Annotated in this window: 21 protein-coding genes and 1 pseudogene; 2 read left to right on the top strand and 20 right to left on the bottom strand. The window is 63.0% G+C overall.

Annotated features, from left to right (window positions below; all coding sequences use genetic code 11):
* Positions 1–5 precede the first annotated feature (5 nt).
* From accD to SINAR_RS0127150, 13 genes are all read right to left on the bottom strand, one after another.
* Positions 6–920, bottom strand: a complete 915-nt coding sequence (accD, locus tag SINAR_RS0127210) for an acetyl-CoA carboxylase, carboxyltransferase subunit beta (RefSeq protein ID WP_028002019.1) — start codon at positions 918–920, stop codon at positions 6–8.
* Positions 921–973: 53 nt separating this feature from the next.
* Positions 974–1,813: a tryptophan synthase subunit alpha gene (gene trpA / locus SINAR_RS0127205; protein WP_028002018.1), complete on the bottom strand. Its 840-nt coding sequence runs from the start codon at positions 1,811–1,813 to the stop codon at positions 974–976.
* A 5-nt stretch (positions 1,814–1,818) separates the two neighbouring features.
* Positions 1,819–3,039 (bottom strand): tryptophan synthase subunit beta, encoded by a 1,221-nt coding sequence (gene trpB, locus SINAR_RS0127200; RefSeq protein ID WP_028002017.1) that lies wholly within the window; start codon positions 3,037–3,039, stop codon positions 1,819–1,821.
* Positions 3,036–3,710, bottom strand: coding sequence for a phosphoribosylanthranilate isomerase (locus SINAR_RS0127195; protein ID WP_028002016.1), 675 nt, complete (start codon positions 3,708–3,710; stop codon positions 3,036–3,038). The genes trpB and SINAR_RS0127195 overlap by 4 nt, the downstream gene beginning before the upstream one ends.
* A gap of 280 nt (positions 3,711–3,990) precedes the next feature.
* A complete protein-coding gene (locus SINAR_RS0127190) occupies positions 3,991–4,746 on the bottom strand; it encodes a M48 family metallopeptidase (RefSeq protein ID WP_028002015.1) in 756 nt (251 codons plus the stop codon).
* A gap of 87 nt (positions 4,747–4,833) precedes the next feature.
* On the bottom strand, positions 4,834–5,259 hold the full coding sequence (locus SINAR_RS0127185; protein ID WP_028002014.1) for a DUF2852 domain-containing protein: 426 nt from the start codon (positions 5,257–5,259) through the stop codon (positions 4,834–4,836).
* Positions 5,260–5,408: 149 nt separating this feature from the next.
* Complete coding sequence (phaZ, locus tag SINAR_RS0127180) at positions 5,409–6,683, bottom strand: polyhydroxyalkanoate depolymerase (protein ID WP_028002013.1); 1,275 nt, start codon at positions 6,681–6,683, stop codon at positions 5,409–5,411.
* 259 nt (positions 6,684–6,942) lie between these two features.
* Entirely contained in the window at positions 6,943–7,959 is a 1,017-nt protein-coding gene (locus SINAR_RS0127175; RefSeq protein WP_028002012.1) for a zinc-binding alcohol dehydrogenase family protein, read from the bottom strand.
* 46 nt (positions 7,960–8,005) lie between these two features.
* A complete protein-coding gene (locus SINAR_RS0127170; RefSeq protein WP_028002011.1) occupies positions 8,006–8,980 on the bottom strand; it encodes an ABC transporter permease in 975 nt (324 codons plus the stop codon).
* A gap of 37 nt (positions 8,981–9,017) precedes the next feature.
* The gene (locus SINAR_RS0127165; RefSeq protein ID WP_028002010.1) at positions 9,018–10,571 is read right to left on the bottom strand and encodes a sugar ABC transporter ATP-binding protein; all 1,554 of its coding nucleotides are present in this window, start codon (positions 10,569–10,571) and stop codon (positions 9,018–9,020) included.
* A gap of 124 nt (positions 10,572–10,695) precedes the next feature.
* Positions 10,696–11,685 carry an ABC transporter substrate-binding protein gene (locus SINAR_RS0127160; RefSeq protein WP_028002009.1) on the bottom strand — a complete coding sequence of 330 codons (990 nt, stop codon included), beginning with the start codon at positions 11,683–11,685 and terminating at the stop codon, positions 10,696–10,698.
* Positions 11,686–11,798: 113 nt separating this feature from the next.
* Positions 11,799–12,818, bottom strand: coding sequence for an aldo/keto reductase (locus SINAR_RS0127155; protein WP_028002008.1), 1,020 nt, complete (start codon positions 12,816–12,818; stop codon positions 11,799–11,801).
* A 37-nt stretch (positions 12,819–12,855) separates the two neighbouring features.
* Complete coding sequence (locus SINAR_RS0127150) at positions 12,856–14,361, bottom strand: UxaA family hydrolase (RefSeq protein WP_028002007.1); 1,506 nt, start codon at positions 14,359–14,361, stop codon at positions 12,856–12,858.
* 150 nt (positions 14,362–14,511) lie between these two features.
* On the opposite strand from SINAR_RS0127150, the gene SINAR_RS0127145 reads away from it, so the two are divergent.
* Positions 14,512–15,390, top strand: a complete 879-nt coding sequence (locus SINAR_RS0127145) for a GntR family transcriptional regulator (protein ID WP_028002006.1) — start codon at positions 14,512–14,514, stop codon at positions 15,388–15,390.
* A gap of 97 nt (positions 15,391–15,487) precedes the next feature.
* Here the strand turns inward: SINAR_RS0127145 and hpaI are convergent, their stop codons facing one another.
* Together hpaI and gabD are read right to left on the bottom strand one after the other, a co-directional pair.
* Positions 15,488–16,288, bottom strand: a complete 801-nt coding sequence (gene hpaI, locus SINAR_RS0127140) for a 4-hydroxy-2-oxoheptanedioate aldolase (protein WP_028002005.1) — start codon at positions 16,286–16,288, stop codon at positions 15,488–15,490.
* Positions 16,289–16,484: 196 nt separating this feature from the next.
* Positions 16,485–17,939: an NADP-dependent succinate-semialdehyde dehydrogenase gene (gene gabD, locus SINAR_RS0127135; protein WP_028002004.1), complete on the bottom strand. Its 1,455-nt coding sequence runs from the start codon at positions 17,937–17,939 to the stop codon at positions 16,485–16,487.
* A 166-nt stretch (positions 17,940–18,105) separates the two neighbouring features.
* Between gabD and SINAR_RS0127130 the strand changes: the two genes are divergently transcribed.
* Positions 18,106–18,702 (top strand): nitroreductase family protein, encoded by a 597-nt coding sequence (locus SINAR_RS0127130; protein WP_028002003.1) that lies wholly within the window; start codon positions 18,106–18,108, stop codon positions 18,700–18,702.
* 91 nt (positions 18,703–18,793) lie between these two features.
* Here SINAR_RS0127130 and gyrB read toward each other — a convergent pair whose 3' ends face one another.
* From gyrB to SINAR_RS0127105, 5 genes and pseudogenes are all read right to left on the bottom strand, one after another.
* Entirely contained in the window at positions 18,794–21,226 is a 2,433-nt protein-coding gene (gene gyrB, locus SINAR_RS0127125; protein WP_028002002.1) for a DNA topoisomerase (ATP-hydrolyzing) subunit B, read from the bottom strand.
* A gap of 134 nt (positions 21,227–21,360) precedes the next feature.
* A pseudogene (locus tag SINAR_RS01000000133940) lies at positions 21,361–21,739 on the bottom strand (helix-turn-helix domain-containing protein).
* Positions 21,736–22,302: a Smr/MutS family protein gene (locus SINAR_RS0127115; protein ID WP_028002001.1), complete on the bottom strand. Its 567-nt coding sequence runs from the start codon at positions 22,300–22,302 to the stop codon at positions 21,736–21,738. The pseudogene SINAR_RS01000000133940 and the gene SINAR_RS0127115 overlap by 4 nt, the downstream one beginning before the upstream one ends.
* Positions 22,295–23,413 (bottom strand): murein transglycosylase A, encoded by a 1,119-nt coding sequence (mltA, locus tag SINAR_RS0127110; RefSeq protein ID WP_028002000.1) that lies wholly within the window; start codon positions 23,411–23,413, stop codon positions 22,295–22,297. The genes SINAR_RS0127115 and mltA overlap by 8 nt, the downstream gene beginning before the upstream one ends.
* 17 nt (positions 23,414–23,430) lie before the next feature.
* Positions 23,431–24,135 carry a Tim44/TimA family putative adaptor protein gene (locus SINAR_RS0127105; protein WP_028001999.1) on the bottom strand — a complete coding sequence of 235 codons (705 nt, stop codon included), beginning with the start codon at positions 24,133–24,135 and terminating at the stop codon, positions 23,431–23,433.
* Positions 24,136–24,240 lie beyond the last annotated feature (105 nt).

The following is a 24,240-nucleotide window of genomic DNA, read 5'->3' as shown; positions in this document are numbered from 1 at the left end:
GTGCTCTACGCGCTCGCGGCCACGGGCAGCGGCGCCAGCTCGGTCGCGGTATCGCGCTTGACTGCCTTGGCCGGCTTCTTCATCAGGATGTTGAGAACGCGCGCAAGCGTCTCCGGTATGTCGTGGCGCTTCACGACCATGTCGACCATGCCGTGTTCCAGCAGGTATTCCGAGGTCTGGAAGCCCTCGGGAAGCTTTTCCCGCAGCGTCTGCTCAATAACCCGTTTGCCGGCAAAGCCGATTTCTGCGCCGGGTTCGGCCATGTGGATGTCACCCAGCATCGCATAGGATGCGGTGACGCCGCCGGTCGTCGGGTTGGTCAGGACGACGATATAGGGAAGCCCCGCTTCCTTGAGCATGTTCAGCGCGACGGTGGTGCGCGGCAGCTGCATCAGAGAGAGGATGCCTTCCTGCATCCGGGCGCCGCCCGAAGCCGGGAACATCACCAGCGGGCACTTTTCGGCTATCGCCCGCTCGAACGCCTTCACGATCGCTTCGCCCGCGGCGATGCCGAGAGACCCGCCGATGAAGTTGAACTCATGCGCGACGGCAACGAGCTTGATGCCCTGTACCTGGCCGAGGCCGGCAACGATGGTATCCTCGAGTTCGGTCTTGGCGCGGCTGTCGCGCAGTCGATCGATGTATTTCTTCGAGTCGCGGAACCTGAGCGGATCCTGCGCCACCTTGGGCTGCGGAAAGGCCTCGTAGATTCCGCCGTCGAAGAGATCCTTCAGACGGGCCTTCGCCGGCATCTTCATATGGTAGCCGGATTGCGGGATGACCCACTTGTTCTCTTCGAGATCGCGATGGAACACCATCTCGCCCGTTTCAGGGCACTTGATCCAGAGGTTCTCCGGAACTTCCCTGCGGCCGAGCATCGAGTTGATCTTCGGCCGAACGTAGTTTGTGATCCAGTTCAATTAAGCAGTCTCCTGAAGATTTTCCTTCGGCTTGTGCGCGTCAATATGGGCAATTATTCGGCTGCAGCAAGCCGTGCCGCCCGTACGCCCGCCGCAAGCCCTCTAACGAGCGCTTCGACACCCGGTACCGTCGCTTCCGTCGCGCGCCCCTCCTCCGTCAAGCTCGACGCGATCTGGTTGACGATGGCCGTGCCGACGACGACGCCATCTGCAGACGCGCCGACGGCGCGCGCCTGATCGGCGGTCTTCACCCCGAAGCCGACACAGACGGGCAAGGGCGTATGCGCCTTGATGCGTTCGACGGCGCCGGCGATCAGCGACGGGTCCGGCAGCGCCGAACCCGTGATGCCGGTCATCGATACGTAATACACGAAGCCCGAGGTGTTTTCGAGAACCTTAGGCAACCGACGGTTGTCCGTCGTCGGCGTTGCGAGCCGGATGAAGTTGATGCCCTTCTCAAGCGCCGGAATGCAGAGCTCGCCGTCCATTTCCGGCGGCAGATCGACGACGATCAGGCCGTCGACGCCAGCCTCGAGCGCGTCCGCCAGGAATCGCTCGACGCCGTAGATATAGATCGGGTTGTAGTAGCCCATCAGCACGATGGGGGTTCGCTGGTCCTCCGCCCGGAACAGGCGGGCAAGCTCCAGCGTTTTAGCAAGCGTCTGCCCGGCTTTGAGCGCGCGCTGGCCGGCGAGCTGGATCGCCGGTCCATCGGCCATTGGATCGGAAAAGGGCACGCCGAGTTCGATGATGTCGGCACCGGCCTGGCGCAGCGCCTTCATGATCGACAGCGACGTCTCGAAATCCGGGTCGCCGCCCATGAAATAGGTCACGAGAACCGGTCGCCCCTCGGCCGCGACGTCGGCGAACCGTTGCTCCATGCGTGCGGTCATGATCTTTACTGCCCCATACCGAGAATTTTGCCGACGGTGAAAATGTCCTTGTCGCCGCGACCGGAGAGATTCATCAGGATGATCTCGTCCTTGCCCATTTTGGGCGCGCGCTTGATGACTTCGGCGAGCGCATGGGACGGTTCGAGCGCCGGGATGATGCCCTCGAGGCGAGTCAAAGTCTGAAACGCCTCAAGCGCCTCGTGATCCATGATCGGCACATATTCCACGCGGCCGATGTCGTTCAGCCAGGCATGTTCCGGTCCAATTCCCGGATAATCCAGCCCGGCCGAGATCGAATGGCCTTCCTTGATCTGACCGTCGCCGTCCTGAAGCAGATAGGTGCGGTTGCCGTGCAGCACGCCGGGCGATCCGGCGGTGATCGAGGCGCAATGCTCCTCGCCGTCGAGACCTTTACCCCCCGCCTCGACCCCGACGATTCTGACGCCTTGGTCGTCGAGGAATGGATGGAAGATGCCGATCGCGTTCGAGCCGCCGCCGACGGCTGCGACGACGAGGTCCGGAAGCCGGCCTTCTGCTTCGAGGATCTGCCGCTTGGCCTCCTCCCCGATGACTGCCTGGAAGTCGCGGACCATCTCCGGATAGGGATGCGGACCGGCGGCCGTCCCTATCAGATAATAGGTACTGTCGACATTGGTTACCCAGTCGCGCAACGCCTCGTTCATGGCATCTTTGAGAGTGCCGTTGCCGGCGGTAACCGGCTTCACCTCGGCGCCGAGAAGCTTCATCCGGAAAACGTTCGGCGCTTGCCGCTCCACGTCGGTCGCACCCATATAGACCACGCAGGGCAGGCCGAAGCGCGCCGCCACGGTCGCCGACGCCACCCCGTGCTGGCCCGCGCCGGTTTCTGCGATGATGCGGGTCTTGCCCATACGCTTGGCGAGCAGAATCTGACCGATGCAATTATTGATCTTATGGGAGCCCGTGTGATTGAGCTCCTCGCGCTTGAAATAAATCTTGGCGCCGCCGAGTTCGGCCGTCAGGCGCTCGGCGAAATAGAGCGGACTCGGCCGGCCGATATAATGGGTGCCTAGATTTTCGAGTTCCGCTTTGAAGGCCGGATCGTTCTTCGCCCTCGCCCATTCGTCCTGGAGATCGAGGATCAGCGGCATCAGCGTCTCGGCGACGAAGCGGCCGCCGAAGATGCCGAAACGGCCCTCCTCATCGGGTCCGGATCTGAAGGAGTTCGGTTTGGGCGGCTGATTCACGTCTTGCTCCCTGACCGCGGCCGCTCGGCTTCCGCCCGGCGGACCGCTTCGAAAAACGCTTCCATGAGCGTCAAATCCTTGATACCCGGCGCGCTTTCGACTCCGGAGGACGTATCGATGGCGCGGGCGCCGGTCAGCGCAAGTGCGTCTTCGATATTGCTCGCATTCAATCCACCGGAAAGCATGTAATCGACGCTTCCGTCAAGCGCGTCGAGAAGCCTCCAATCGAAAGAAATCCCATTGCCGCCCGGCAGATCGGAACCGGCCGGAGGCTTCGCATCCAGGAGAAAACGATCGACGATGCCGATATAGGGCTCGATCCGCTCCAGATCGGAGGCTTCCCGGACGGCGAGCGCCTTCATGACCGGAAGACCGTAAAGCGCCTTGATCGAAAGGACCCGTTCCGGAGTTTCCGAGCCGTGAAGCTGGAGAACGTCGGGATCGAGCGCCGACACGATCTCGTCGAGACCGTCATTGTCCGCATCGACCGTGACCGCGACGATCTTCGCGCGCCCGCGGGCGGGCGCCGAAAGGCGGCCGGCATCGGCCGGCTCGACGTTGCGGGGACTCTTTGGGAAGAAGATGAAACCGACGTGGGATGCGCCGAGTGCGACGGCACGCTCCACGGCCTCGGACGTCTTCAAACCACAGATCTTCACTTCCGTTTTCATGGGAAGCGACCTTGCATGAAATGCCGCCCGAGTCGAGCAAAACCGTTGCTTTGCCGTGGCGAATGTTAGGAAGAGGGCTGCGGCGGGCACCCGCTGTTCGTCGAGCGAACCATGCCGGCGCCGCTCATCCGCCTGTCGGCACCAACTCCCCGCAAACGGGGCGAAGGGGCCAGCGGCGTGCTCTGCAAATCCCCTCTCCCCGCCTGCGGGGGAAACGGCCAGGTGAGGGCCAGTCTCGGTCGAATCCTCTTGGTGCCGGTCAGCGAACTCACCCCGCTATCTACCCGAAATCGATCGCATGCAGCATGGTGCCGTTGCGCTTGAGCCAGTGCTTCGCATCCTTCGTTTCCGGGCACAGGCTTTCGCACAGCGCCCAGAAATCGGGCCCGTGGTTCATTTCTTGAAGATGGGCGACCTCGTGTGCCGCGAGATAGGCGATCACCTTCGGGGGCGCCATGGCAATCCGCCAGGAGAAGCTCAAATCGCCCTCGGCGGAGCAGGAGCCCCAGCGGCTGCGGGTGTCTTTCAGACTGAGGGAGCGTGCCCTGCGTCCGATCCTGCCGGCATAAACGGCGACAAGACGCTCGAGTTCGTTCCGCGCCTCCTTCTTCAGATAGTCGGCGATGCGCCGGCGCAGGTGCTCCTCGGCGCCGCCCACTCTCAGAACCGACTCGTCACCGACGATGATGGTCTCGGTCAGGCCACGCAGGCGACCGGTTCTCTCGATCCGGTGCGCAACGCCGCGAATAAGGATGGTGCCGCCGTCCTCCAGCTCGCTTTCCCCGGAAAAGCGGGCAAGCTTGGTCATCAACCAGCCTTGATGGCGGCTCAGAAATGCGCTGACTTCGCGCTCCGGCAGGCCCTGCGGCACGGTAAGCTTCAACGCTCTTCCGCCGGGCTCGATGCGCAGCGTCATTCTCGTCGCTCGCGCATTTTGCCGGATAGTCAAAGGAAGGACTTTGCCGGCAACCTCGACGTCGCGGATGACATCGAGGTGCGGTCCACTGCCACGGCGCCGCTTGAGAGATGAAAACATGAAATCCGTTCTAGCCGATTCGCGGTGCCCTTGGCAGGTGGCTGGGCGACATCCGGCGTTTCACATGAAACACCGGATGTCTACGGATCAGCTGGATTCGAAGCCGGCTTCCGGAGCGGAGCGGCCGTTCTTGCGCTCGCGCATGAAGCGGTCGAATTCCTCCTGGTCCTTTGCGCGACGGAGTTCGCGTACATAGGAGTCGAACTCCTCACGCATCTCGTCGAGCTTGCGGCGTTCCTCGTCGAGGCGGGCGAGTTCGGCCGCGCGCCAGTCGTCGAAGGCGACGTTGCCGGTGCGATGCTGTGCCCAATGTCCCCGGTGGTTTCGTTTGAAGCCGGCACACATGCGATCCACTCCTTCATTGGCGTCCTTCTTGAACGCCCTCAGCTTGTCGCCGAAGAGGATGTAAGCGAGCATTGCCAGGCCGAGCGGCCAGAACACAATGAAACCCAGCACCATCAATGCAATGGTCGCAGGCGTCCAGTCCGGACGGATCAGTGCAGATTGGTTCATCTTCAGGATTCCTCGCAGTCAGCGGGCAGCCCTTCGCAGCCCGATGAAAACGATGTGGGAAACCCATGGCCCCGACGCAAGACATCGTGCCAAGGAATCGGTCAACCCCCTGACTTTGCTCGGACAAATCGAGCGCTCCAACCACTCTCTCAGGCCGACTTGCCGCCCTTGATGAGTTGCTTGACAGGCGTTGCATGACGCGAATGCTGCCGCTGAAAGGCGACGATGCGCGGCGCGATCTCGCGGCGGAACCGCGAGCCGTTGAAGACGCCGTAGTGCCCGACGTCGGGCTGCATATAGTGCTGCCGCATATGCTCCGGAATGCCGGTGCAGATCGTCTGCGCCGCTTTCGTCTGTCCGAGACCGGAGATGTCGTCGTTCTCGCCCTCAACGGTCAGCAGCGCCACCCGGCGGATCGCCGTAGGATCGACGCGGGTGCCGCGGTGCACCATCTCGCCCTTCGGCAGTGCGTGCTGCATGAAGACGACCTGCACCGTCTGCAGATAAAACTCCGCGGTCAGGTCCATCACCGCCAGATATTCGTCATAGAAGTCGCGGTGCTTGTCGGCCGCGTCGCCATCGTTCTTGACGAGGTGGGCGAAGAACTCCTTGTGGGCGATCAGGTGCCGGTCGAGGTTCATCGACATGAAGCCCGAGAGCTGGAGAAAGCCCGGATAGACCATTCGCATGAAGCCGGGCTGAGGCCAGGGAACCGGCATGATGACATTGTCGCGGAACCACTCGATCGGCCGTTCCTTCGCCAGCTCATTGACCGCGGTCGGGTTGATGCGGGTGTCGATCGGACCGCCCATGAGGGTCATCGTCGATGGTGCGAGGGGGTCCCCCGCCGCCTCCATCAGCGCAACGGCCGCCAGTACCGGCACGGCCGGCTGACAAACTCCGATCACATGCGCATCCGGCCCCAGGAAATGCAGCATCTGGATGACGTAGTCGATATAGTCGTCGAGATTGAACGTTCCCTCGCTCAAGGGAACCATGCGGGCATCGATCCAATCGGTGATATAGACGTCCGAATGGGGCAGCAGCGCCTCCACCGTTCCGCGCAGGAGCGTGGCATAGTGGCCGGACATCGGCGCCACGATCAGCACCTTCGGATCCGGGGCGCGATTCTTGGCCAGGCTACGCTCGAAATGTATGAGATTGCAGAAGGGCTCGCGCCAGACGATCCTTTCGCGAACCGGCACGGGCTGCCCATCGATCACGGTCTCGGACAGCCCGAATTCCGGCTTGCCGTAGCGGCGCGTGGCGCGCTCGAAGACTTCAAGCCCAGCGGCTGCCGCGCGGCCGAAATAGGTATGCGAAACCGGGTTCATCGGATTGCTGAAGGCAAGCCGCATGGCATCCGCCGCCGTGCGCCACGGAGCCATCATGGCATGATTCATTTCGTATAGCTGGTAGAACATGGGCGCGTATCCCTTGTTTCAAATCAACGAAAACGCCGCTCCCAGTTCGACGCCGGAGCACTTCCACGGGAAAACCTTTGTGCCGGTTCCCGTCGGGAAGCGCGTAGTTTTCAAAAGTTGGACCGCTCACCGGGACGGTGGAACGGTCTGGCTTGCGGTTGTTCGTTTCTGGTGCCCGCAATCGCCGCTACACTAGCATTTTTCTTGTGCAGCGCAACAAATGCACCCCTCACTTTTTAGGAAAGAACATGTGAGCTTCTCACCCGCCGCCGACCGCGACAACCGCTTTGACCAGCCCTGTCTTGTCGTGCGCCCAGCGGGGAAGATCGTCGACGAGGTCTTCGAGCGTCGTGCGGTGCGTGACGAGCGCCTCCACCGGCACGAGCCCCGCGGCAAGCGACTGAATGACGTGATCGAAATCCTCGCGCGTGGCGTTGCGGCTCGCGACGAGCGTCATTTCCCGCTTGTGAAATTCGGGATCGGAGAAGCGGATGTCCTCCTTGACCACGCTGACGAGGACCAGCGTGCCGCCATGGGCGACGTGTGCGAAGGCGTGCTCCATGGATCGGACGTTGCCGGTAGCGTCGAAGACGACGTCGAACCCATCTCCGCCCGTTGCCTGCGCCAGCGCCTCATCGTCACCCGCCAGGATTCCAGGCGGAAAGCCGAGCCTTTCCGTTGCGAAGGCCAGGCGTTCCGCGCTCGTGTCGAGCAGCCTTACGTCGTGGCCGGCGATACGGGAGAAGATGGCCGTCCCAAGACCGATCGGTCCCGCGCCTATCACCAGCGAACGGGCGCCGCGGCCTGCCGCCGACCGCCGGACCGCGTGGGCGCCGATCGCCAGGAACTCGACCGCGGCGGCGGCTTCGGGCGAAAGACCTTCAGCCGGATAAAGGTTCTGCTCGGGCATGACGATCTCCTCGCAGAAGGCGCCGTCGGTGTGAACGCCGAGGACACGGATATCCGTGCAGCAGTTCGCCTTGCCTTTGCGGCAGGCGATGCAGTTCCCGCATGAGAGATACGGATTGACGACCACGAGCGTTCCGGGCGCAAGCCGGGTGCCCGGACCGCCTTCGACCACCCTCGCCGAGATCTCGTGACCCATCACGCGCGGATATTCGAGAAAGGGGTGCTTGCCTTCGAAGATATGGTAATCGGTGCCGCAGATGCCGACGCGGCTGACGGCAAGGCGCACCGAGCCGGGCGGCGGTGCTTCAGGTCCGCGACTGGCGACGAGCGCGAGACGGCCAGGCTCTGAACAGACGACGGCTTTCATGCGGCGCTCCCAAGCTTTGCTTGCGGCCGGTGCGGTAAGACGGCCATTACCGAGCGCCCCGCCGCCGCAACTGGTCAAAATAGACGATGACGATGATCAGCAGGCCGGTGATGATGCGCTGCCAGAAGGAATTTACGTTCAGAAGGTTGGCGCCGTTGTTGATCGTCGCAAGGATGAACGCGCCAAGCAGCGGCCCGTGTACCGAGCCTACGGCCCCGAAGAGGCTCGTGCCGCCGATGACCGAAGAGGCGATCGCCTGCAGTTCCCAGCCTTCCGCTTGCGTGGCGTTGCCGATACCGATGCGCGACGCAAGCAGCAGCCCGACGAAGGCGGCGCAGGTGGAAGACAGTATGTAGGCGAGATAGATAGTGCGATTGACGTTTACGCCGGAAAGGCGGGCCGCCTCACGGTTGGAGCCCACCGCGAAGAGATAGCGCCCGAAGCGGCTCAGATGCAGGAAGACGTAAGCCGGAATGGCTACGACGATCACCATCCAGAAGAGACTGGGAACGCCGAGGAAATCGGCGCGCGAAAAGTCGGTGAAATGCTCGTTCGTTATGGAGATGGTCGAGCCGTTGGTGATCAGGAGACCGATGCCGCGAAGCGAAGTCAGCGTCGCAAGCGTGATGATGAAGGGCGGCAGCCCCATTCGCACGATGCCGAAGGCATGGAAGGCGCCGATCAGAACCCCGATCGCGAGCGTCGCGATGATCGCGAGCCAGAGCGGAACGCCCGCCGCGAGCAGCCAGGCGACGATGACGCTGGTGAAGCCGACGACGGCACCGACCGACAGGTCGATGCCGGCCGTGATGATGACGAACGTCTGGCCGACGGCGAGAATCGCGGTCATCGCCCCCTGACGCAGGAGGTTGCTGATGTTGTTCGGCGTCCAGAAGGCGTTGGTCGCGAGACCCAGCAGCAGCCAGAGGACGACCAGCAGCCCAAGCAGCGTCAGGCCGAACAGAATGCTGACGCCCTTCTTCGGCGTCGGTCCCGCGCCTTCAACCGTTTCCACACTCATCGTTTCCTCCCCTGCGTCTTTTCCTCAACCGGCTCCATCAGGCATTGATCGCCTGCGCCAGCACTTCCTCGTGGCTCGCGGCGCGAAAATCGTGGCTTGCCACCAGCCTTCCCTGTCTGAACACATGCAGGCGATCGGCGAGTTCGTAGACCTCCGGGAGGTAGGAGGAGATCAGGATGATCCCAGCTCCCTTCTCCAGAAGGCGCGCGAACAGCCGGTAGATTTCCGCCTTGGTACCGACATCGACGCCCACGGTCGGCTCGTCGAAGATGAAGAGCTTTGCGCCGTGGCTCAGCCACCTGCCGATCACGATCTTCTGCTGGTTGCCGCCCGACATGGCGGAGGCGAGCACCCGACGCGACGGCGTCTTGATCTTCAGGTCCCTGATCTGACGTTCGGCGTTGGAGGCCTCCTCGGCACGGTTGATCGTCAAACCGCGTGTCAGCCTCTTGAACACAGGCAGATTGATGTTGAGGCCGATCGGCAGATTGAGGCACAGGCCCTGATCGCGGCGGCTCTCCGGCGCAAGCGCGATCCCGAGGTCCATGGCATCCCGTTCGTTGCCTATCGCGACCTTGCGGCCCTGCCAGAAGATCTCTCCCGCGGTCAGCGGATTGCGCCCATAGAGGCCGAGCGCGAACTCGCTGCGTCCGGCGCCGATCAGACCGTAAAGCCCGACGATCTCGCCTGCCCTGACCGAGAGCGATATGTCGCGGAAACCAGGCCCGGAAAGGCCGCGCGTCTCGACGATCGTTTCGCCCGGCTCAAAATGTTCCTTGTGATAGATCTGCTCGATCGTGCGGTTGATCATCAGAGCAATCAGTTCGGCCTCATTGGTCTCGGTGATGGCGCGCGTGCCGACATGCGTGCCGTCGCGCAGCACCGAAACGCGGTCTGCGAGTTCGAAGACCTCTTCCAGCCTGTGGCTGATATAGACGATCGTCACGCCCTCGCCCTGGAGCCGTCGGATAAGGCGGAAAAGCTGTGCCGATTCCTGTCGCGTGAGATAGGCCGTAGGCTCGTCGAAGATAAGAAACTGCGTGCCGCGCATAGCCGCCCGCGCGGTAGCGACCAGCTGCTGCTGTCCGATCGTCAGGCTGCCGAGCTCGGCATTTGCCGGCAGATTGAAGCCGAGGTCGTCGAGCACACCCTGGGCCGCGGCAGTCATTGCGCGCTTGCGCATCAGCCCGCGCCGGTTCATCTCGTCGCCGAGGAACATGTTGGCCGCGACGCTCAAATGCGGGCAAAGCACCACCTCCTGGTGAACCGCGTTGATGCCGCGGGCGATCGCTTCGTTGGGCGTGGCGAGATCGACGGGTTCGCCGCACCAGCGGATCTCGCCGGCGCTGCGCCGGATGACCCCGGTCAGGAGCTTGATCAGCGTCGACTTGCCGGCACCGTTCTCGCCGACGATCGCATGGACTTCGCCGGAGAGGAAGGTCATGGTCGCGGGCTTCAGCGCCTCCACCGCGCCGTAGTTTTTCTGCAGGCCGCGGAGCTCGAGAATGGGCTCGCCCTTCGGAACCGGATGGCTGCCCGCTGCCCTCACCTGTTCGTCATGGCGATGGCTGACCTCTTGAAGCCCTATCATCGCGTTCTCCTCCACTTTCTTGATCGCAGCGGCCGCTCCCCCTCGACCGCTGCAAAGGCTTGCCGCCTCGCTCCCGCGAAACGGCGCGCGGTGCCTGCCTTACGGCACCGCGCGCACCGGTTCGTCAGTTGACCTTCGGGTTCAGAAGCGCGTCGATCTTCGGCTCGCTCATATTAGCCTTGGTGACCAGGTTCGCACCGGTGTCGACATTGGCTTCGACCTTCTCGCCCTTGGAAACCGCCAGAGCCGTCTTCACGCCATCATAGCCCATGCGATAGGGGTCCTGCACGACGAGGCCGGCCAGCACACCTTCCTTGAGGAAGCCGACGGTCTTGTCGTCGCTGTCGAAGCCGATCACCTTGATCTTGTCGCCGAGCTTGTTCTCGGCGATCGCCTGGCCGACGCCCTGCGCCATGATCAGGTTCGAGGCAAAAACGCCGACGAGGTTGGGGTTGGCGGTGATCAGATCGGTCATGATGTTGAGACCGGTCGTCGCCTGGCCGTCGGCATATTTGTCGGCGACCACTTTAAGCCCGGGATATTTCGTCTTGACCTGATCGAGAAAGCCTTCGCGGCGCTGGTCCAGAGAGCCGACGCCCGGAAGGCTGGTGATGATCGCGATGTCGCCCTCTTCCTTGCCGGTTGCCTCCTTGATGGCAGCAGCAAGACCGTCGGCGGCGATGCGTCCGCCTTGAACGTTGTCCGTGGTCAGGAACGACGTGAAGGCCTTCGAATCCGCGCCGGAATCAATGCCGATGACCGGAACCGACTTGGCGGCCTCGTCGACAGGTTTGCCGAGCGCCTTGAACTCCGTCGGGGCAATGACCACCGCTGCCGGCGCGCCCGCGACTGCATTTTCAAGGATCGTGATCTGGCCGTTGATGTCGGATTCCGACTGGGCACCGAGCTCCGGCACGTTGACGCCGAGGTCCTTGCCGGCGGCGCGCGCGCCCGCGAGCACGATCTGCCAGTAGAAGGACGTGGTGTCCTTGACGATGATGGGAATGGTGACGTCCTGCGCGAAAGAGTTCGCAGGTATCATTGCGGCAACGAAAGCGGCGCCGGCCAGGGCATTGAAGGCGCGGCGGGAAAGAATGCGCTTGGCTATGCTCATCGGGGTTCTCCTCTCAGTAACACCTTGTTCCGTTATCGGCACCGGGCCGCCAGGTGCATGCGGGTCCGGTTGCTTATGAAAGGTGACGGGCCGCCATGGCCGGCGGCGGGGCATCAGGCCCTTACCGCCTCCGGTCCCAGCTCGGGCGCGACAAGTGTGTGGGGATCGAAGCCCGCGTAATCCTCCGGCGCGATTTCAAAGCGCGTCAGCTCCATATTCCGCTTGAGGCTCTGCGGTTTGGCGGTTCCGAGCAGGACGGAGGCGACCTGAGGATTGGCCAGCGGAAACTGCAGGGCCGGGGCAGCGAGCGGCATGTCCTTTGCCGCAGCGATGCGTTCCATCGCTGCGACCTTGGCGCGCACCTCCTCGGTTGCGGGCATGTAATCGAAATGCGCTCCCTCGACGGGACCGGTCGCGAGAATGCCGGAATTGAACACGCCGCCGACGATCAGCGACGTGCGCTTATCCGCGCAGAGCGGCAGGAGCTCGGCAACCGCGGAGCGGTCGAGAAGCGTGTAGCGCCCGGCAAGCAGGATGCAGTCGATTTCGGCCCGGCGCATGACGTCGAGGCAGACCGGCACCTCGTTGACGCCGAGGCCATAGGCCGAAATGACGCCGCTCGACTTCAGCTCTTCCAGCGCTTTCAGGCCGGAGTCCAGGAGCTGCCGCAGGTAGACGGCATTTTTCGCCGCGCCGTGCGTATAGCCGCCGATGTCGTGGACATAGAGGATGTCTATCCGGTTGAGACCAAGGCGGGCGTAGCTCATCTCGACCGAACGCATGATCGCGTCGTAGCCGTAGTCATAGGTGACGTCGAAGTTCAGAGGCTTGACGTAGGAATAGTCCGGAACCTTGTCCTCCGGCACCGGATGAAGCAGGCGGCCTACCTTCGTCGACAGCACGAAACCGTCGCGCGGCTTGTCGCGCAGGAAATCGCCCACACGCCGCTCGGCAAGACCGAGCCCGTAGAAGGGCGCCGTGTCGAAATAACGGATACCTGCTTCCCAGGCGGCGTCGAGCGTTGCCATCGCCGCATCACGGGTACATTCGCGATAGAGACCGCCCAGTCCGGCCGTGCCGAAGCTGAGTTCGGTCACCGCAAGTTCGGTCCGTCCGATCCTTCTCGTCTGCATTCCTTGTCTCCTCCCCAAGGAAAATCTGCCCCTCACCCTAAAGCGTCGCCCCCAGATGCCATGGCACGAATTCGTTGTCACCGTAGCCGAAAAGCTCGCTCTTTGTCTTTCGGCCCGAGGCCGTCTCTATGATGAACTCGAAAATCTCCCGGCCGAGGCCGGCGATCGTCGCCTCACCCGAGGCGATGACGCCGCAGTCGATATCCATGTCCTCTTCCATGGCCCGATAGAGCGCCGTGTTGCTGGTGAGCTTGATCGATGGCGCCGGCCGACAGCCGAAGCAGCTGCCGCGCCCGGTCGTGAAGGCTATGACATTGGCGCCGCCGGCGACCTGGCCGGTTGCCGATACCGGATCGTAACCCGGCGTATCCATGAAGACGAGGCCCGGCTCCGTCACGCGTTCCGCATAACTGTAGACGGCGGTCAATGGCGAGCGGCCGCCTTTGGCGACCGCCCCGAGCGATTTTTCGAGGATCGTCGTCAGGCCGCCGCGCTTATTACCCGGCGAAGGATTATTGTCCAGCGAAGCGCCATGCATCGCCACATAGTCCTCCCACCAGGCGATAAGTCCGTCGAGCTTCACCGCGACTGTCTCATTGATCGCGCGGCTGCGCAGCAGATGCTCGGCGCCGTAGATCTCGGAGGTTTCGGATAGGATGGCCGTGCCGCCGGCGCCTGCGAGGATATCGACCGCCGCGCCGAGTGCCGGATTGGCGGTGATGCCGGAAAGCCCATCCGAGCCGCCGCATTGCAGGCCGACGATGATCTCGCTGACCGGGATCGGCACGCGCCGGGCGGTTGCCACCTCTTTCGCGATCTCGTCGAGAATGCCGAGTGCACGCTCGACCGAGCGGCGCGAACCGCCGGCCTCCTGGATGTTGAAATGCCGCTTCTCGGCTCCGGCCCCACTCTGGCCGTAGAGCGTCAGCTGATTGACCTCGCAGCCGAGGCCGACCATCAGCACGCCGCCGAAATTCGCGTGGCGCGCATAGCCGGCGAGCGTCCGGTGCAGGTTCTTCATTCCGTCGCCCGTGGACGACATGCCGCATCCCTGGTCGTGCACGATCGGCACGAAGCCGTCGATGCCTTCATATTTCGGCAGAACACGCCGGTTGGCCTCGTCGGCGATCGCGCGACAGACCGTGGTGGAACAGTTCACGCTGGCGACGATGCCGATGTAGTTGCGCGTTGCGGCACGGCCGTCCGCCCGGCGATAGCCGAGGAATGTGCGCGCCTTGTCCGTTGCGCTCGCGGCCTCCGGCGGCACGGGAGCGCCGATGGCGAGCCGGCCCTGGTCGAAGGCGAGGTTATGCGAATGAACGTGCTCGCCGGGGGCGATGGTCGATGTGGCCCGACCGATCGCCTGGCCGTATTTGACCACCGGCTCACCCGCATCGATCTTACGGATCGCGGCCTTGTGGCCTGCCTCGATCCGAGCAACCGCCGGCACGCCGCCAGCCAGCCGTTCGCCCGGCGCAATCGCGGCGGTGGCGACGACGACGTTGTCTTCCGGCGAAAGAAGGATCGAAGACGGTGCGGGCAATTCAAGCTCCTCGCATGTAAAAGCACCCTTCTGTCTTTTATCTACAATAGACAGATGTTCGTCAATGACTATTATGTGGCTATTGCGGCCGTCGCGGATTGGGAGCCCGGCGCGCCGTCACGACCAACCCGAGCCGGGCCGGATCTCGTCATGGCGAAGCAGAACACCGTCTTCAAGGATGCCTTCAACCGCTGCCTCGACCTCTTCGCCGAGACCGCCACGCTGCCCTCGGAACCGGAGCTCGGCCAAGCGCTCGGCGTCAGCCGCACAACCGTGCGCGCCATTCTCACTCGCTGCGAGGAACTGAGCCTCATCGCTTGGGACAAGCGTCTGAAGACCGTGCTGAGAAGACCCGAGCCCTCGGATTATTTCCCGACCGAGGAGACCGATTCGCTCGCCGAGCGAATCGAGCGGAGCTTCATGCGCCGGATTCTCGCGGGCGGCGCCGAGCCCGGCATGCAGATCAACGAGCTCGAACTTGCCCGCGAGATCGGCGCCGGCACGACGAGCGTTCGCGAATTCCTGATCCGCTTCAGCCGCTTCGGGCTGATCGAGAAACGGCCGAACAGCCATTGGGTTCTCAAGGGGTTCACGCGCGATTTCGCACTCGAACTGACCGAAGTGAGGGAGATGTTCGAGCTGCGATCGGCCGCCCGCTTCGTTTCTCTTCCCGAACAGGACCCGGCCTGGGAGGAACTGAAGACGATCGAGGCGGAGCATCGGGAAATCCTCGCCGACATCGACAAGCGCTACGGCGAGTTTTCAGAGCTCGACGAACGCTTCCACCTCCTGGTGCACAAATCGTCGAGCAACCGCTTCATCATCGACTTCTACGATGTCATCGCCATCGTCTTCCACTATCACTACCAGTGGAACAAGGCGAATGCACGGGAGCGCAACGCCCGGGCACTGGAAGAGCATCTCGACTATATCGCCGCGCTGCAATCGCGCGATCCGACGCTCGCCGAACAGGCCTGCCGGCGACACCTGAAATCGGCGCGCGAGACTCTGCTGCAATCGATCCCCTAGGGTCACGATGATTCAGTCGGACGACCCAGGACCATGAACATGATCGGGTCCAATGGAGCGCGTCAGCTTTCTGAAACGCTCCAGCCGGAAAAACCGATCAGTAGCCGGATTCACGTCTTATCGGTCCGGCTTCTCCAAGAAACTCCCGGCGCAACCGTTCCGTTGCGCTGACGAGAAGCGTCACATCGGTGCCGATCGCCAGGAAGTCGGCCCCAAGGTCACGATAGTCCCGCGCCTGGGCGGGATCGAGGGTCATGATGCCGCGCGCCTTGCCGGCGCGATGGATTCGCGCGAAGGCCTCGATGATGACTGCCCGCACCTCCGGATGGCCGGGATTGCCGAGATGGCCCATGTCCGCGGCAAGATCCGCCGGACCGATGAACAGTCCGTCGACGCCGTCCAGCGAAGCGATGGCGTCGATCGCCTCCAGCCCTGCCCGGCTCTCGATCTGCAAAAGCAGACAGATTTCGTCATTGGCGTTTTCGAGATAGTCGCCGATGCGGCTGAAATTCGTGGCCCGGCCCAGAGCGGCACCGACGCCGCGAATACCATGCGGCGGGTAACGCACGGCGCGCACGAGCTGCCGCGCCTGCTCGACATTGTCGACCATCGGGATCAGAAGCGTCTGGACGCCGGCGTCGAGAATCTGCTTGATCATGACCGTGTCGCCGACCGGCAGGCGGACGATCGGATGGCTGCCTCCGCCAGCGACCGCGCGATACTGTGCCGCCAGCATGGGAAGATCGTTCGGAGCGTGCTCGCCATCGATCAGCAGCCAGTCGTAACCGCTGCCGGCCACCACTTCGGCCGCATAGGGACTGGCGAGCGCCACCCAGAGCCCAAGCTGGAACCGGTTTTCGCGGATCGCCGCTTTGAAGGTGTTTTTCGGGGCGGGCATCGTCGGTCTCCTTTGGAGTGGGCTGCTTTACGCGGAATAGACGGCGGCCGCCCAAGTCCCCTCTCCCCGCAAGCGGGAGAGGGAGGGTGACGGCGATCCTCATCCTGCAACAAGAATCGATGACGAAGACTAATGTCTTCGCAACAAAAGAAAACCGCCCAGCGCTGCCGAGCGGTCTGTTTGATGGGGCTCCTGCTCAGGCAATACCGCCGAGGCAGACATATTTGATCTCCATGAATTCCTCGATCCCGTATTTCGAGCCTTCGCGTCCGAGGCCCGAAAGCTTGACACCGCCGAAGGGCGCCTCGGCCGTGGAGATCAGCCCGGTATTGACGCCGACCATGCCGTATTCCAGGGCCTCGGCCACGCGGAAGACGCGGGCGAGATCCGTCGCGTAGAAATAGGAGGCAAGACCGAACTCGGTGTCGTTCGCCTGCGCGATCACGTCCGCTTCGTCCTTGAAGCGGAAGAGCGGCGCCACCGGGCCAAACGTCTCTTCCCGTGCGACCGCCATCGCCTGGGTCACGTCGGCCAGCACCGTCGCCTCATAAAAGGTGCCGCCGAGCGTATGGCGACGACCGCCCTGCACCACGCGCGCGCCCTTCGAGAGCGCATCGGCCACGTGCTCCTCGACCTTCTTCAGCGCCGGCTGGTCGATCAGCGGCCCGAGAATGACACCTTCCTCCAGGCCGTTACCGGTCTTGAGCTTGCCGACGGCCTGGGCAAGCTTCTCGGAGAAGGCCTCGTAAACGCCGTCCTGCACATAGATGCGATTGGCGCAGACGCAGGTCTGGCCATTGTTGCGGAACTTGGCGATCAGCGCCCCTTCGACCGCCGCATCGAGATCGGCGTCGTCGAAAACGATGAATGGAGCGTTGCCGCCAAGCTCCAGACCGAGCTTCTTGATCGTGGCCGCGCTCTGGCGATAGAGCTCGGCACCGACCTCGGTGGAGCCGGTAAAGGTCAGCTTTCGTACGGTCGGATTGGAGGTCATCTCGGCGCCGATCTCGCGCGCGGAGCCTGTGACGACGCTGAAGAGACCCTTCGGGATGCCTGCGCGCTCTGCGAGGACGGCGATGGCGATTGCCGAAAACGGCGTCTGCGCGGCCGGCTTGAGGATCATGGCACAACCCGCGGCAAAGGCCGGCCCGGCCTTTCGGGTGATCATCGCATTCGGGAAGTTCCAGGGAGTGATCGCCGCGACGACGCCGATCGGCTGCTTCATTACCAGAATGCGCTTGTCCTTCTGATGGCCGGGGACGAGATCGCCATAGACGCGGCGCGCCTCTTCCGCGAACCATTCGATGAAGCTCGCTCCGTAGACGATCTCGCCTGTCGCTTCCGCAAGCGGTTTGCCCTGCTCCATCGTCAGGATTCGGCCGAGATCGTCCTTGTTTTCGATCATCAGCTCGAACCAGCGGCGCAGTACAGCCGAGCGCTCCTTCGCCGTTCTTGCGGCCCAGTCCTTCTGCACCCGCGCCGCAGTCTCGATGGCGGTGCTGGTCTCGGCGGCGCCGAGCTTCGGGACACGGCCGATGATTTCGCCGGTGGCCGGATTGTTCACCTCGATCGCATTCTTGGGATCGGCTTCGATCCAGGTATCTCCCACGAGAGCGGCCTGGCGAAACAGCGACGGGTCTTTCAGATTCATGGCGCGTCCCTTCCTCAAAATTCTACAGAACTTATACAACTTTTTTCGCCAGTTCGACAATCACATGATTGCCGTTTAGGGATCCTTCTCGCATGTGCTGAACTGAAGCGCACGGATGGCCATGCGTCACACAGATGCTATCTGCGAAAATAAGGATGTTTCGTTCGTGACAGAAATCAACCGTAGAAGAGCCGATCACCCCATCCACTCTGTTTTTCTGGAACGCTGGTCGCCGCGCGCCTTCACCGGCGAGGAGATTGAGGAAAAGGATCTGCTCGCGCTTTTCGAGGCGGCGCGCTGGGCGCCTTCGGCCAGCAATCTTCAACCCTGGCGCTTCGTCTATGCCCGCCGCGGCACCGAGGATTTCGGCCGTCTGCTGTCGACGCTCGACGAAGGCAACCAGCGCTGGGCTAAAAACGCCTCTGCCCTCGTGATCATCCTTTCGAAGACCCACAGAGCCACATCGACCGGCGAGCTGAGGCCGGCCTATACGCACGCCTTCGATACGGGAGCGTCCTGGTTCGCGCTCGCGCTGCAGACGCAGCTTGCCGGTTGGCATGCCCATGCAATGGCGGGAGTCGACAGGGAAAAGGCAATGCAGGTGCTCGGCGTGCCGGAGCACTACCGTGTCGAGGCAGCCGTCGCGATCGGCAGGATCGCCGATCCTTCCACCCTGCCGGAGGATCTGCGCGAACGGGAAAAGCCGAGCCAGCGCAGGCCTGTCGGCGAGTTCGTCTTCGAAGGACACTTCAAGGGCGAATGAGCCAAAGTCGCCGAACTTCGGCAACGACAAGAGCAGGACGGAAGTCGCCCTGCTCCTGTCGAGGTTGCGCAGCAGATAAACGCCCTAAGCGTCAGATATCGAGGTTGGCGACGCTCAGCGCATTTTCCTGGATGAAGTCGCGGCGCGGCTCCACTTCGTCGCCCATCAGGCGCGAGAACAGGCCATCCGCATCGGTCGCATCGGCAACCTTAACCTGCAGCAGCGAACGGACGTTCGGATCGAGCGTCGTCTCCCACAGCTGCTCGGCGTTCATTTCGCCCAGGCCCTTGTAACGCTGCATGGTGAGCCCCTTGCGACCGGCGGCGAAGATCGCGTCCAGGAGGGCGCGCGGGCCGCTGATCTCCTGCGTGCCGTCGCGGCGGCGCAGTACCGGGGGCGCACCGTAAACTTCCTTCAGCCGTCCCTTGAGCTGATCGATGTGGCGCGCATCGGAAGAACCGATCAGCGCCATGTCGAGCATGGCCGCTTCCTTGACGCCGCGCACCATGCGCTCGAGCTTCAGCCCGCCTTCGGCCGTAACCGTTGCCTCCCAGCCGCGCTCGGTCTCCTCGGCGATGACATCGAGCCGGCGGGCCACTTCGGCGGCGATCTGCTGGTATTCGTCGCGTTCGCCGTTGAGCTCAACGTTGAGCGCCCCGGCGATCGCAGCCTGCTCCACGACCGAGCGATTGTAGCGGGAGTGGAGCCCATCTATCAGCGAGCGCAGTCGCAGCGCGTCGTTGATGACCTCGCGAAGATCCTGGCCGGCGCGCACTTCGCCCGAAGCGAGTTCGAGCGACGCCTCCTCCAGGCCCATGCCGATCAGATAATCTTCGAGCGCCTTCTCATCCTTGAGATACTGGACGGATTTGCCGCGCGCCACTTTGTACAGCGGCGGCTGGGCGATGTAGAGGTGGCCGCGCTCGATCAGCACCGGCATCTGCCGGAAGAAGAAGGTGAGCAGCAGCGTGCGGATGTGGGCGCCGTCGACGTCGGCATCCGTCATGATGATGATCTTGTGGTATCGCAGCTTGTCGGCGTTGAACTCGTCCTTGATCGACGTTCCGAGCGCGGTAATCAGCGTGCCGATTTCCTGGCTCGACAGCATCTTGTCGAAACGCGCGCGCTCGACGTTGAGGATCTTGCCGCGCAGCGGCAGGATCGCCTGGTTTTCACGCGAGCGGCCCTGCTTGGCCGAGCCGCCTGCCGAGTCGCCCTCCACCAGGAAGAGTTCGGATTTGGCCGGGTCGCGCTCGGAACAATCGGCGAGCTTGCCGGGAAGCGACGAGATGTCGAGCGCGCCTTTTCGGCGCGTCAATTCGCGCGCCTTGCGTGCGGCTTCGCGTGCGGCGGCCGCCTCCACGACCTTGCCCACGAGAATCTTGGCATCGGAAGGATGTTCTTCGAGCCAGACGCTCAGGGCCTCGTTGACCAGACTTTCGACGACCGGGCGGACTTCCGAGGACACCAGCTTGTCCTTGGTCTGCGAGGAGAATTTGGGATCGGGAACCTTCACCGACAGCACAGCCGTCAGCCCCTCACGGCAATCGTCGCCCGTGAGCGATACCTTTTCCTTCTTGGTGACGCCGGACGTCTCGGCATAGGAGGTGATCTGACGCGTCAGCGCGCCGCGGAAGCCGGCCATATGCGTGCCGCCGTCGCGCTGCGGAATGTTGTTCGTGAAGCACAGCACGTTCTCGTGAAAGCTGTCGTTCCACCACATCGCCACTTCGACGGTGATGCCGTCCTTCTCGCCGCGGATCGACACCGGCTTGTGCACGAGCGGCTTCTTCGCCCGGTCGAGATAGGCGACGAAAGCCTCGAGGCCGCCGTCATACATCATCTCCTCACGGCGAATGTCCGAATGGCGCTTGTCGGTCAGCACGATGCGGACGCCGGAATTCAGGAAGGCGAGTTCGCGCAGGCGATGCTCGAGCGTGGCGAAGTCGAACTCGACGTTCGAAAAGGTCTGTTCGCTCGGCGTGAAAGTGACCTCCGTGCCGGTCTCGTCGCCGGCGTCTCCCGTCACCTTCAGCGGCCCGTCGGCAACGCCGTGGGTGAAGCTCATTTCGTGGATCTTGCCGGCCCGGCGAATCCTGAGCTTCAGCGACACGGAAAGGGCGTTGACGACCGAAACGCCGACGCCGTGCAGGCCGCCGGAGACCTTGTAGGAATTCTGGTCGAATTTTCCGCCGGCATGAAGCTGCGTCATGATGACTTCCGCCGCCGAGACGCCTTCTTCCCGGTGGATGTCGGTCGGTATGCCGCGGCCGTTGTCTGTCACGGTCACGGATCCGTCGGGATTGAGCGTCACCGTGACGATGTCCGCGTGCCCCGCCAGAGCCTCGTCGATCGCGTTGTCCACCACCTCGTAGACCATGTGGTGCAGACCCGAGCCGTCGTCCGTGTCGCCGATATACATGCCCGGGCGCTTGCGAACGGCATCGAGGCCTTTCAGCACCTTGATGGAATCGGCACCATATTCGGCGATTGCGCCGGCTTCGGTTTCAGAAATATCGGTCATTCGGGCTCAGGTCTTTCCAGGTTTTCGGACGTCGCGAGTCATTGCGAATCACAGCGCGAGATGCCTCGCGGACTATAGAAAATTTGTCCAATGGTTCCAAATCCCGACGCAAGGATCTCGGCCGGGACGAGCTTTCATCCCCTGTCCTTATCAGGAAATGCGGCTTTTTCCAAAACATCTTCCAGTGCCCGTATCGTCTCCGCCGGCAGGTCCCGGATCGCCATGCTCAAACGGTTGGCGAATGCGGTGTGTCCGGGCGGAAGGCCAGACGTGTCGAGCACGACTTTCGGGTCTGAAATATGCGCGATCCGGAAGAGTTCGTCGGCCTCGTCCCAGATCACGTTGAAATAGCCGGCCACGCGCTGGAGGAAATCGAAGCTCGGCGCCCCCCGCTTGCCGTGTTCGAGAGCCGAGAGGTAGGCGGGGCGAAACCCCGATCGCCGCAGCCATCTCCTTCTGAGAGACGCCCTTGCGCCGGCGCAGTTCGCGCACGGCCTCACCGAAGGGAGTCATGATGCGCTTCCCTTCGCCCGCGCCAGCCGCACATAGAGCGCACCCTCGCCGCCGTGGTTGCGGGCCGCCGGTTCGTAGGACGAGATCAGCGGCCGAAACTCCGGCAGCGAGAACCAGAGCGGTACGGCGCGCTTCAGGGCGCCGTCGCTGCCGAGCGATGTCCCCTTGCCGGTGATGACAAGGACATGCCTCAAGCCGCGCTCGCGCGCCCTGAGGAGAAACTGCAGCAGCAGACCATGCGCCTCGCTCTGGATCATCCCGTGCAGGTCGATCCGCGCCTCGAGTGTCAGCCTGCCCTTGGCAAGCTTGCGTTTGACCGGCCGCTCCAGCGGATGATGAGGGCGGTGTTCTGCCCTGTCGCGGCTGAGCGACAAGCCGCTGTCGGCCCTTTCGGGCGAGCTCGGGGCCGGCGCCGGCTCGGGGCCGGATCCAGCCTTGGTCTCAGCCGCCTCGCCCAGCAGCTCCTCGAGATCGTCCAGCCGCCCCGGCATGGGCCGCGCCGAACGCGCGACCTTCCCCCAGAGAATGCGGTCCTCGGTGGAAAGCTTCTTCTCCTTAGCCATGGCTATACTGGGAGCGATAGCGGGCCGCGGCTGCACGAGGCACGAGAATGAAGAAGTCTGCGTCGTTGCGCACGGAGCCGGCCAGAAGCCCCGCCTCGTCGCCGGAGCCGGTGAAGATATCGCCACGCGCCGGGCCGACGATCGCCGAACCGGTGTCGAGGGCGAGCATCAGCCGACCGAAGGGATGTCCGCCGTCGAGATGGGTCAGCGTCCGGCTCGCGATGTAAAAGGGGACGCCGAAGGTGTGAATGAGACGGTCGACGGCAAGCGATCGTCCCGGCGCGAGCGGCACCTTGGCGGCCGCAACGGGGCCGAGGTCCTCTTCGTCAACGGGTGCCTCGCGGAAAAAGATGAAGGATCGGTTGTGCCACAGGACTTCGTCCACCCTGTCGGGATGGGCCGCCAGCCAGCCGCGAATGCTCGCCATCGACACGGTTGCGGAGTCGATCTCGCCGCGATCGACCAACAGCTTCCCAATCGCGGAAAAGCGATGTCCGGTTTTCGCGGCATAGGTGATGCGCCGGCGCGCTCCGTCCGGATAGATCAGCCGCGCTGCCCCCTGTACATGGACGAAGAATACGTCGCTCTTCGAGCGGGCAAAGGCGATCTCCAGGCCGCGACCGGCGAGAAAGCCCTCTTCGATCGCACGGCGATCGGGATATTCCTCGATCCTGCCGTCGCGAAGGCGGCCAAAGGCGAAATAGGGGTCCATTCCTTCCGGGCGGTTTTCGTCATCTATGTCAATGAGGTCGGAGGGGCGCCGATAAAAGGGAAAACGGAACTGCGCATCCGGCTGAGCCCGTACCTCGATCTCGGGCTCGTAGAACGCGGTGACGAAGCCGGTGCCTTTCTCTCGCGGGCAGATTCGGAACGGAAGGAACTCGCCTTCGAAAAAGGCACGTGCTGACTCCGCATCAGCGAATTCTCCGCCCGCCGCCTCGAAGGCGGGCAGGAGGTCGCCCACCGAAATACCGAGAGAGCCGGTCTTATACGGTTTCACCGCCGTTACATGCCGGTGACAACGGCGAAGCGAAGCGATCACCGGCGCCGGGTCGTCCGCAGTCCATCCGGGCAATTCCGAAAAGGAGACCGGCTCGAGATGAAAGGCCATGGCCGTCCGCTTCCCGGTCAGTTTTCCGATTCGGTGGCGATCAGCTTCCAGTTCGGGTCGCGTGAGCGGATATCGCGCGCAAAAGTCCACAAGTCGTTCACTTCGGCAACCGAGTCGGCGTCTCCGTCAACCAGTTTGCCCTGCTTGTCGTAGGTCGCGGAAATCAGCTGGCTGATGATCCTGACCGTTATGTTTTCCTCGGCATCCTTGATCTCCGCGTGCACGATATCGGCCTTGTCGATGCCGACGAAGGTCGACTTGACGACTTCGCCCTTGGCCTCGCGCTCCGCAATTGCGGCCTCGAACCCCTCATAGACTTCGCGGGACAGCAATCCCTTAAGGGTTTTGCGGTCGCCATCGGCAAAGGCCATGACGATCATCTCGTAGGCCATCTTCGCACCGTTGAGAAATTCGGCGGGATTGAAGTTGGGATCCGCATCGGTCACGGCCCTGAGCTGGGCATTCAGCGGGGTTCCGGCCTTTGCTACGCTCTCGATCGCGGCATACCGCGACTCGTCTTCCGCCGTGCTCTCGCGGCGGGGAAGCTGTACGACCTTGCCGTTATCCTTGGCCTCCGGCCCCTGGGCGACATCCCTTGGAGAGTACGGATCGAAAGGAGGCCGCTCGCTGCCGGTCCTGCGACCAAGGACGCTCCGCAATTGCAGGAAGATGACCACGGCAGCGATCAGGAAAAAAAATGTGATGAAATCAAAAGAGCCCATTTCCACCCGGAACCGCTGTTAGAATTTCTCGTACTGTTCCATATAGTCCGGAAGGATAGACCATTCAAACGACGATGTCGCACCCATAAACCGGAGACCGGACAA

The organism is Sinorhizobium arboris LMG 14919 (assembly GCF_000427465.1).
Taxonomy (GTDB): Bacteria; Pseudomonadota; Alphaproteobacteria; order Rhizobiales; family Rhizobiaceae; genus Sinorhizobium; species Sinorhizobium arboris.
The sequence above is the reverse complement of the archived record's forward strand: the minus strand, read 5'-3'. Positions and strand labels throughout refer to the sequence as shown.

Excerpts from the sequence above, each read along its gene's own strand:
- trpA (WP_028002018.1), bottom strand. The coding sequence starts at position 1,813 with ATGACCGCACGCATGGAGCAACGGTTCGCCGACGTCGCGGCCGAGGGG.
- SINAR_RS0127195 (WP_028002016.1), bottom strand. The coding sequence starts at position 3,710 with ATGAAAACGGAAGTGAAGATCTGTGGTTTGAAGACGTCCGAGGCCGTG.
- SINAR_RS0127190 (WP_028002015.1), bottom strand. The coding sequence starts at position 4,746 with ATGTTTTCATCTCTCAAGCGGCGCCGTGGCAGTGGACCGCACCTCGAT.
- SINAR_RS0127185 (WP_028002014.1), bottom strand. The coding sequence starts at position 5,259 with ATGAACCAATCTGCACTGATCCGTCCGGACTGGACGCCTGCGACCATT.
- phaZ (WP_028002013.1), bottom strand. The coding sequence starts at position 6,683 with ATGTTCTACCAGCTATACGAAATGAATCATGCCATGATGGCTCCGTGG.
- SINAR_RS0127175 (WP_028002012.1), bottom strand. The coding sequence starts at position 7,959 with ATGAAAGCCGTCGTCTGTTCAGAGCCTGGCCGTCTCGCGCTCGTCGCC.
- SINAR_RS0127170 (WP_028002011.1), bottom strand. The coding sequence starts at position 8,980 with ATGAGTGTGGAAACGGTTGAAGGCGCGGGACCGACGCCGAAGAAGGGC.
- SINAR_RS0127165 (WP_028002010.1), bottom strand. The coding sequence starts at position 10,571 with ATGATAGGGCTTCAAGAGGTCAGCCATCGCCATGACGAACAGGTGAGG.
- SINAR_RS0127160 (WP_028002009.1), bottom strand. The coding sequence starts at position 11,685 with ATGAGCATAGCCAAGCGCATTCTTTCCCGCCGCGCCTTCAATGCCCTG.
- SINAR_RS0127155 (WP_028002008.1), bottom strand. The coding sequence starts at position 12,818 with ATGCAGACGAGAAGGATCGGACGGACCGAACTTGCGGTGACCGAACTC.
- SINAR_RS0127145 (WP_028002006.1), top strand. The coding sequence starts at position 14,512 with ATGGCGAAGCAGAACACCGTCTTCAAGGATGCCTTCAACCGCTGCCTC.
- hpaI (WP_028002005.1), bottom strand. The coding sequence starts at position 16,288 with ATGCCCGCCCCGAAAAACACCTTCAAAGCGGCGATCCGCGAAAACCGG.
- gabD (WP_028002004.1), bottom strand. The coding sequence starts at position 17,939 with ATGAATCTGAAAGACCCGTCGCTGTTTCGCCAGGCCGCTCTCGTGGGA.
- gyrB (WP_028002002.1), bottom strand. The coding sequence starts at position 21,226 with ATGACCGATATTTCTGAAACCGAAGCCGGCGCAATCGCCGAATATGGT.
- SINAR_RS0127115 (WP_028002001.1), bottom strand. The coding sequence starts at position 22,302 with ATGGCTAAGGAGAAGAAGCTTTCCACCGAGGACCGCATTCTCTGGGGG.
- mltA (WP_028002000.1), bottom strand. The coding sequence starts at position 23,413 with ATGGCCTTTCATCTCGAGCCGGTCTCCTTTTCGGAATTGCCCGGATGG.
- SINAR_RS0127105 (WP_028001999.1), bottom strand. The coding sequence starts at position 24,135 with ATGGGCTCTTTTGATTTCATCACATTTTTTTTCCTGATCGCTGCCGTG.